Source organism: Mycobacterium sp. IDUB_19 (assembly GCF_055419445.1).
This window is the reverse complement of sequence record NZ_JBVAXR010000028.1, coordinates 62,992-71,068: the sequence shown is the minus strand read 5'-3', so window position 1 is coordinate 71,068 and position 8,077 is coordinate 62,992. Positions and strand designations below refer to the sequence as shown.

The 8,077-nt window shown below is 65.0% G+C and carries 5 protein-coding genes and 1 pseudogene; 3 read left to right on the top strand and 3 right to left on the bottom strand.

What is annotated here, in order from left to right:
• Nucleotides 1-269 (bottom strand): annotated as a pseudogene (locus ACZY0B_RS20140) (acyl-CoA synthetase); the annotation flags it as partial.
• A gap of 131 nt (nt 270-400) precedes the next feature.
• Between ACZY0B_RS20140 and ACZY0B_RS20135 the strand changes: the two are divergent.
• The 3 genes from ACZY0B_RS20135 (at nt 401) to ACZY0B_RS20125 (ending at nt 5,044) form a co-directional block, all read left to right on the top strand.
• On the top strand, nt 401-1,315 hold the full coding sequence (locus ACZY0B_RS20135; RefSeq protein ID WP_463765972.1) for a class I SAM-dependent methyltransferase: 915 nt from the start codon (nt 401-403) through the stop codon (nt 1,313-1,315).
• A gap of 15 nt (nt 1,316-1,330) precedes the next feature.
• Entirely contained in the window at nt 1,331-2,518 is a 1,188-nt protein-coding gene (locus ACZY0B_RS20130) for a CoA transferase (RefSeq protein WP_463765971.1), read from the top strand.
• Between the two features lie 273 nt (nt 2,519-2,791).
• Complete coding sequence (locus tag ACZY0B_RS20125; protein WP_463765970.1) at nt 2,792-5,044, top strand: SulP family inorganic anion transporter; 2,253 nt, start codon at nt 2,792-2,794, stop codon at nt 5,042-5,044.
• Here the strand turns inward: ACZY0B_RS20125 and ACZY0B_RS20120 are convergent.
• Both ACZY0B_RS20120 and pstS read right to left on the bottom strand, forming a co-directional pair.
• Nucleotides 5,028-6,953 carry a serine/threonine-protein kinase PknD gene (locus ACZY0B_RS20120; RefSeq protein WP_463765969.1) on the bottom strand — a complete coding sequence of 642 codons (1,926 nt, stop codon included), beginning with the start codon at nt 6,951-6,953 and terminating at the stop codon, nt 5,028-5,030. The two genes, ACZY0B_RS20125 and ACZY0B_RS20120, sit on opposite strands and share 17 nt — an antisense overlap.
• Nucleotides 6,940-8,052, bottom strand: coding sequence for a phosphate ABC transporter substrate-binding protein PstS (gene pstS, locus ACZY0B_RS20115; protein ID WP_463765968.1), 1,113 nt, complete (start codon nt 8,050-8,052; stop codon nt 6,940-6,942). Before pstS ends, ACZY0B_RS20120 begins: the two co-directional genes overlap by 14 nt.
• Nucleotides 8,053-8,077 lie beyond the last annotated feature (25 nt).

Sequence of the window (8,077 nt, the reverse complement as noted above, 5' to 3'; positions counted from 1 at the left end):
CGGCGCCACTCGTTAGCCAACGCATTCGTCCGCTGGTCCAGGTCACCGAAGCTCAGCGCACCACGCTCATCGATCAGCGCCACGCCGTCGTGGTCTCGAGCCGCAGCGATCACCGTGGCCGCGCCCAACAGCCCATAGCGGTCCAGCGCGGCCAGCACGCCGAAGATCCGACGGGCCGGGATCGGGTGCAATCCCCCTGACTTCGCAAAAAGAAATAGTGACCGACCTTCCAGGCCTAGGCGCCTGGCCCATCCCGCCAATGTCTGCACACGTCGATGCTGCTCGCCGCGGTCGGCCATCGATAAGGGCGCAACGCCACCGTCGCCCGAGGTCTTTGGTCACCACCGGAGTCCGTATCGTTAATCTGTCTAACCAGTAAAACGGCGGAAGGGACGCATCCGTGGCACGCAGCGACAACGACACCTGGGACCTGGCCACCAGCGTGGGAGCCACCGCCACCATGGTGGCCGCCGGACGGGCCCGGGCCACCAAGGACAAGTTGATCGACGACCGGTTTGCCGAGCCGCTGGTACGCGCCGTGGGCGTCGACTTCTTCACCCGCTGGGCCAACGGCGAAATCAGCGCCGCCGACGTCGACGAGCCCGGTGCGCCGTGGGGCATGCAGCGCATGACCGACCTGCTGGCGGCGCGCACCCGCTATATCGATGCATTCTTCGCCGACGCCGCGACCGCGGCCATCCGCCAGGTTGTGATCCTGGCCGCCGGCCTGGACGCACGCGGCTATCGACTTCCGTGGGCACCGGGCACGACGGTGTTCGAGATCGACCAGCCGGAGGTCATCGAGTTCAAGACCACCACGATCGAGGCGCTCGGCGCCAAGCCCACCGCCGAGATCCGGGCCGTCCCGGTCGACCTGCGCCACGATTGGCCGTCGGCGCTGAAGCAGGCCGGGTTCGACACCGCACAACCCGCCGCGTGGGCCGCCGAGGGCCTGCTGGGCTTCCTGCCGCCGGAGGCCCAGGACCGCCTGCTGGACAACATCACCGAGCTGTCCGCCGATGGCAGCCAGCTGGTGGCCGAAATCTTCATCAATACCGGCTCCAACCAAAACGCGTTGGACGGCGCCAGCCAGCGGTGGCAGGAGAACGGCCTCGATGTCGAACTCGTCGATCTGGGCTTTCCCGGGGAGCGCAATGATGCGGCCACCTATCTGCGCAACCATGGCTGGCAGCCGGTGAGCACTCCGCTGAATCAGTTGTTGGCCGACAACGGATTACCGCAGCAGCCCGACGGCGACGATGCACCGTTCGCCAAGAACTATTACTGCACCGCAGTTTTGCACAAGGCAGGGTAAGAGGAAGGCTCCACGATGCCAAACAGCCAGCCGGCCAAGCCACTTGACGGATACCGGGTACTCGATTTCACGCAGAACATCGCCGGGCCGCTGGCTGGACAAATCATGGCCGACCTCGGCGCCGAAGTCATCAAGGTCGAAGCACCCGGCGGCGAGGCGGCACGCCAGATCGTCGCGGTGCTGCCCGGCCGGCCACCGCTGCCCACCCTGTTTTGGCCGCACAACCGGGGTAAGAAATCGGTGGCGGTGGATCTGACCAACGATGAAGCCAAACAGCAGATACTGCGGCTGGTCGACACCGCGGACGTCGTGCTGGAGGGCTTTCGCCCCGGGGTGATGGAGCGTATGGGGTTGGGCCCCAACGATTTACAGGCTCGCAACGCGAAGCTGATCTACGCGCGGCTGTCCGCCTACGGCGGCAACGGCCCGGAAGGCAGCAGGCCGGGCGTCGACCTGATGGTTGCCGCCGAGTCGGGCATGACCACCGGGATGCCCACACCGAGCGGCAAGCCGCAGATCATTCCGTTCCAGCTCGTCGACGCCGCCAGCGGCCACGTGCTGGCCCAGGCGGTGCTGGCCGCGCTGCTCAACCGCGAGCGCCACGGCGTGGCCGACGTGGTCCGCGTCGCGATGTACGACGTCGCGGTGGGGCTGCAGGCCAGCCAACTCACGATTCACCTGAACAAGCCCAGCGAGCAGCCCAAGCCGAAGCCGGATGCGGCGCCAACTACCAAGAAGCGCAAGGGCGTTGGCTTCGCCACCCAACCGTCGGATGCCTTCAAGGCCGCCGACGGGTACCTGGTGATCAGTGCGTATGTGCCCAAGCACTGGGCGAAGTTGTGCGAGATCATCGGCAGGCCCGACATGCTGGAAGACGAACGGTTCATCGACCAGCGTTCCCGCGCCGTGAATTACCACGAGTTGACCGAGGAACTCGAGTCGGCGCTGGCCGCCAAGACCGCCGCCGAATGGGTTGAGCTGCTGCAAGAAGGCGGCTTGATGGCCTGCCTGGCCTACACGTGGAAGCAGGTGGTCGGCACCCCGCTGTTCGCCGAGAACGAACTCGCGCTCACGGTCGGCAGCGGTGCCGATGAAATCACGGTGATCCGCACCCCGGCGCGTTACTCCAGCTTCGCCGCGGCAGCCGCCGATCCTCCGCCGGCTGCCGGCCAGCATAACGACACGTTTCTGACCGAGTCCTGATTTCCCGCTTGGGCTTTCTTTGAATTGCCGATGAAACGAACCGTTGTCAACGCACTGACACCTGGCTTTCTTTGAGTTGTCGATGAGTTCGTAGCCGTTCATCGAGGCAATCGGGCAACCGGAGCAAGCTTCCTCACACGAACTAGCCGCAGGCGGCGCGATGTCTTGCCGTCCGCCGATTTGAGCGGTATTGGCGTATGCACCGCGTACGCTCGCAATTGACACACGACGTTCTACCGGTCATAAAGAGTCGTCAGCCGGAGGAGTCGACTTATGAACGCGCCTATCAGCAATATCGGTGAAACGGCCGAATCCGGGTCGTTTCTGCAGAATCTGCGCCACGACGTTCCCGCCTCGCTTGTCGTATTCCTTGTGGCCCTGCCACTTTCGCTGGGCATCGCGATCGCCTCCGGCGCCCCACTGGCCGCGGGTTTGATCGCCGCGGTGGTGGGCGGCATCGTCGCCGGGGCATTCGGTGGGTCGTCGGTTCAGGTCAGTGGCCCGGCCGCGGGCCTCACGGTCGTAGTCGCCGGGTTGATCGATGACCTCGGCTTCCCGATGTTGTGCCTGATGACCATCGGCGCGGGCGCGCTGCAGATCGGATTCGGCCTGAGCCGGATGGCACGCGCCGCGTTGGCGATTGCGCCAGTGGTGGTGCACGCGATGCTGGCGGGCATCGGGATCACCATCGTGTTGCAGCAAATTCACGTCCTGATGGGCGGATCGTCACACAGCTCGGCATGGCAGAACCTCGTGGCGCTGCCGAGCGGCATCCTTCATCACGAACTCGATGAAGTGATCACCGGCGGGACGGTCATCGTCATCTTGTTGGTCTGGTCAAAGCTGCCCGCCAAGGTGCGGATGATCCCGGCCCCGCTGGTGGCCATCGTCGCGGCCACGGCACTCGCGATCGCAGCGGGACTGGATGCCGACCGAATCTCCCTCTCGGGCAACTTCTTCGATGCCCTCAACTTGCCAAACATCTTGGGAACAACCCCAAAGGGCAAGCCGTGGATTGACGAGACCGAGGACATAGTCGTCGGCGTCCTGACGATCGCCCTGATCGCCAGCGTCGAATCACTGTTGTGCGCAGTCGGTGTCGACAAGCTGCACAGCGGCCCGCGGACGAACTTCGATCGAGAAATCATCGGCCAGGGCACCGCGAACGTGGTGTCCGGATTGCTGGGTGGGCTGCCCATCACCGGTGTCATCGTGCGCAGTTCGGCCAATGTGGCCGCCGGTGCCCGCACCCGGGTATCGGCGGTGCTGCACGGCGTGTGGATTCTGTTGTTCGCCTCGCTGTTCACCGACCTCGTCGAACTCATCCCCAAGGCAGCGCTGGCCGGGCTGCTGATCGTGATCGGTACCCAGCTGATCAAGCTGGCTCACATCAAACTGGCTTGGCGCACAGGTAATTTCGTGGTCTATGCCGTCACCATCTTGTCCGTGGTCTTCCTCAACTTGCTGGAAGGTGTGGCTATTGGACTCGCGGTCGCGGTCGGCTTCCTTCTGGTCAGGGTGACACGCGCGCCCGTTTCGGTGCAGCCGGTTGGCGGCCAGGATTCCAAGCAGTGGCGCGTCGACATCGACGGCACGCTGAGCTTCTTGCTGCTGCCGCGCCTGACCAAAGCGCTCTCGTCGGTGCCACAGGGGTCGGCGGTAACGGTGAACATGAACGCGGACTACATCGACGACTCCGTCTCGGAGGCCATCTCCGATTGGCAACGCGCCCACGAGGCTCGCGGCGGTGTGGTGGCAATCGTCGAGACAACAGCCGCGACGCTGGACAACGCGCATGCCAGTCCGCCAAAGCGTCACTTCGCTTCGGGCCAGATTGGACTGGTGCCGTGGAAGTCGGCCCGCGGGAATCACCAAAACAACGGCGAAGCCTCTATTCTCGATCGCGTCGATGAGTACCACCGCAACGGAGCCGCGGTATTGCACCAGCACATTGCCGGGCTCGGCGGTGCGCAGGACCCGTATGCGCTGTTCCTCACCTGTGCCGACTCACGCATCCTGCCCAACGTCATCACCGCCAGCGGCCCCGGCGACCTCTACACCGTCCGCAATTTCGGCAACTTGGTGCCGACCGGTGCCCACGACCGATCTGTCGACGCCGCAATCGAATTCGCCGCCAACCAACTGGGCGTGCGTTCGGTTGTCATCTGCGGACACTCGTCGTGCGCCGCCATGAAGGTGCTCATCGAGGAGAACGCCGACCAGCCCGTGACCCCGATGGGCCAGTGGCTCGAATATGCGCGCGAAAGCCTGGACGCGTACCGCAATCATCATCCGGCGCGCGCGAGCGCCGAATCCAACGGCTACTCGGCGATCGACCAGCTGGGCATCGTGAACGTCGCCATCCAGCTGGAAAGGCTGACCCACCACCCGATCTTGGCCGGCGCGGTCGCGTCCGGCGATCTGCTGGTGGTCGGCATTTTCTTCGACATCGCGACCACGCGGGTGTACGAGGTGACCGAGCGCGGCATCGTGTGCCCCGAGGAGCCGGTCAGGCCACCAGTTTGACCGTCCTGTCATTGCCACGGTCGGCGACGTAGACGCTCCCGGCGTTATCCACCGTCACCCCCAACGGAGTGTTGAGGCCGGTCAGCGGCAGCACCGTCGGGGTGTTCGACCCGGCGGCCAGTTTCAGCACCTGGTTGGCATCGTGTTGGGTGACCAACACGTCGCCGGCGTTGTCCACCGCGATGCCCCAGGGCACGGGAACACTGCCGAACGGGAGCACGGTCTGAGCCGATGAGCCCGACGCCAACGTCAGCACCCGGTTGTTGTCGGTGTCGGTGACGTAGACATTGCCGGCGGGATCCACGGCCACACCGTCCGGATTCTTCAGGCCGGTGAACGCCAGCACGGTCTGGGTATTCGATCCCGCCGCCAACTTCACCACCCGGCTGTTACCCCGATCGGCGACGTAGACACTGCCCTGGCCGTCCACCGCAACGCCTTCGGGATAGTTGAGGCCGGAAAATGGCAGCACCGTCTGGGTATTCGACCCCGCCGCCAACTTCACCACCCTGTTGTTGAAATCGGCGACGTACACGGTGCCGGCGCCATCCACCGCGAGTCCCTGCGGCTGGTAAAGCCCGCTGAAGGGCAGCACGGCGGGATTGCTCGACCCGGGCGCCAGTTCCACCACACGTCCGTACATGCCTTCACTTGTGACGTACACGTCGCCGGCCTTGTCCAGCGCCACCCCGCCGGGAGACAGACGGAAGTCAATCCCGTTGAACGGCAGCACGATTTGCCCCGACTCCGGTTGTTTGGACGCCGCCGAGGGTCGCGTTCCCAGGTACCCGGTGGTGCCGATCGCCGCGATGGCCAGGACCACCGCCGCACCGACGAGTAGCCGCTTCCTGCGCTTCTGCCGGCTCACCGAGTCACGTTGCGGGCCAACCGGTTGCGGCATCGAGATCGCCGGCGGGCCGGGCTGCCGCCACCCACCCTCGCGGGCGTCCCAGGACACGGGGCGGGCCATCGTTTCACCACCCGCTTGCGGGCCTTGCCGCAGGATCGTGGCTTCTTGGTACGGCTCGGGTGCGGTGAGCGCGTCGTGGGCGGCCGCGGCCAGATCCCCGGCGGTGAAATACCGGTCCGCCGGGTTTTTGGCCATGCCCCTACCGATCACTTGATCCAAAGCGGGCGGCACCCGGCCCGGCCGCAGCTGGCTGGGCCGCGGAACCGGCTCGAGTAGATGTGCGGCGATCAACCGTTCGAGGCTGTCGGCCCGATATGGCGGTGCCCCCGTCAAACATTCACCCAATACGCAAGCCAGCGCATAGATATCGGAGCGATACGTGACTTCGTCGCCGGTGAATCGCTCCGGGGCCATGTAGTTGTAGGTGCCCAAGGCGATTCCGACCTGGGTCAACCCGGGGTCGGTGGCGGCGCGGGCGATACCGAAATCCACCAAATAGGCGAAGTCGTCGTTGGTGACGAGGATGTTCTCCGGTTTGACGTCGCGGTGAGTGACGCCGCTGGCGTGCGCGGCGTCCAGGGCGGCCGCGATTTGGTGCACGATGGCAACGGTGCGGACCGGCGTCAGCGGGCCGTAGTTCATCAACATGCTGCGCAATGAGGTGCCTTCAATCATCCGCATCTCGACGTAGAACTGACCGTCGATGTCGCCGTAGTCGTGGATCGGCACGATGTGCGGTTCGGTCAGCCGCCCCGCCGTGTCGGCCTCCCGTTGCATCCGCGCGCGAAACGTTGCGTCCGTGGAGAATTCCCGCGAGATCAGCTTCAGCGCGACGACCCGGTGCTTGCGGGTGTCCTCGGCCTGATACACCTCACCCATGCCGCCGCGACCCAGCAGCCGCTTCAGCTGATAATGCCCAAATCGAGTCCCCGCTCGCGAAACAGTTCCGTTCACCGGCCACGCTCCTTCTTGAAGATTCAGCGAATTACGCAATCGCATTGACGGCCGTCGCTATTTTCGATTGCAAGGAATTCGGCAGCGGGATCGCTCCGTACTGGTCCAAATCGACCTGGCCGGGCCCAATTGCGGCCTGCATGAACGCTTTTACCGCCGCGCCGGTCGCCGAATCCGGATACTTCGAGCAGACGACCTCGTAGGTCGGCTCCACGATCGGGTAGGCACCGGGCTGGGTCGGCTTGTAGAACGAGGACGTGTCCACCACCAGGTCGTTACCCTGCCCCTTGAACGTGACTCCGGTGAGTGTCTTGCCGACCGAGTCGGTGGTGATCGACACCGCATCAGGACCGGCCGAGGTGACGATCTGGGCCATGCTCAATTGCTTTCCCACCGCGAACGACCACTCGTTGTAGGTGATCGACCCGTCGGTGCTCTGCACTTGCGCCGACGTACCGTCGTCGCCGGCGGCGCCCTCACCGACACCGCCCAGGAACGTCTGGCCGGCCTCTTTGCCCCACGCGCCGTTGGACGCGGCAACCAGGTATTGCTGGAAGTTGGATGTGTCGCCGGACTGGTCGCTGCGGAATAACACGCGAATGGTGGCCGGCGGCAGGTTGATACCCGGATTGAGCGACCTGATCGCCGGATCGTCCCACCGGGTGAGGGCACCGTTGAAGATCCGTGCCAGCGTGGCAGCGTCGAGTTTCAGCGAATTCACGCCGCTGACGTTGTAGGTGATCGCGATGGGCGCAAACACCGTCGGCAGGTCCCATGCCGGCGAGCCGCACCGTCGCACGGCCCGATCGACCTGACCCTTCGATGGATCAAGCGGATCACCCGAACCCGCCAGATCGGAGACGTTGTTCAGGAAATCCGTCACCCCGGCGCCGGATCCGTTCGCGTTGTAGTCCAGTGTCGATCCCGGGCAGGCGTGAACGTAGGCGAAGACGAACTGTTCCATCGCGTTTTCCTGCGCCGCCGCGCCGCTGCCCTTGAGTTGTTTCTTGCCGCCGCACTGCACCGTCGCGGGCGTGGGGCCAGATCCCGACGACGAAGCGTGAGTGGTGCTGCCGCAACCCGACAAGGCCAGCGCGCAGGCGCCCAGCAGACTCAGCGTGACACCGGCTCGGTTGTGAGTCACCGGAACTCCTCTGAAATGTCAGGGT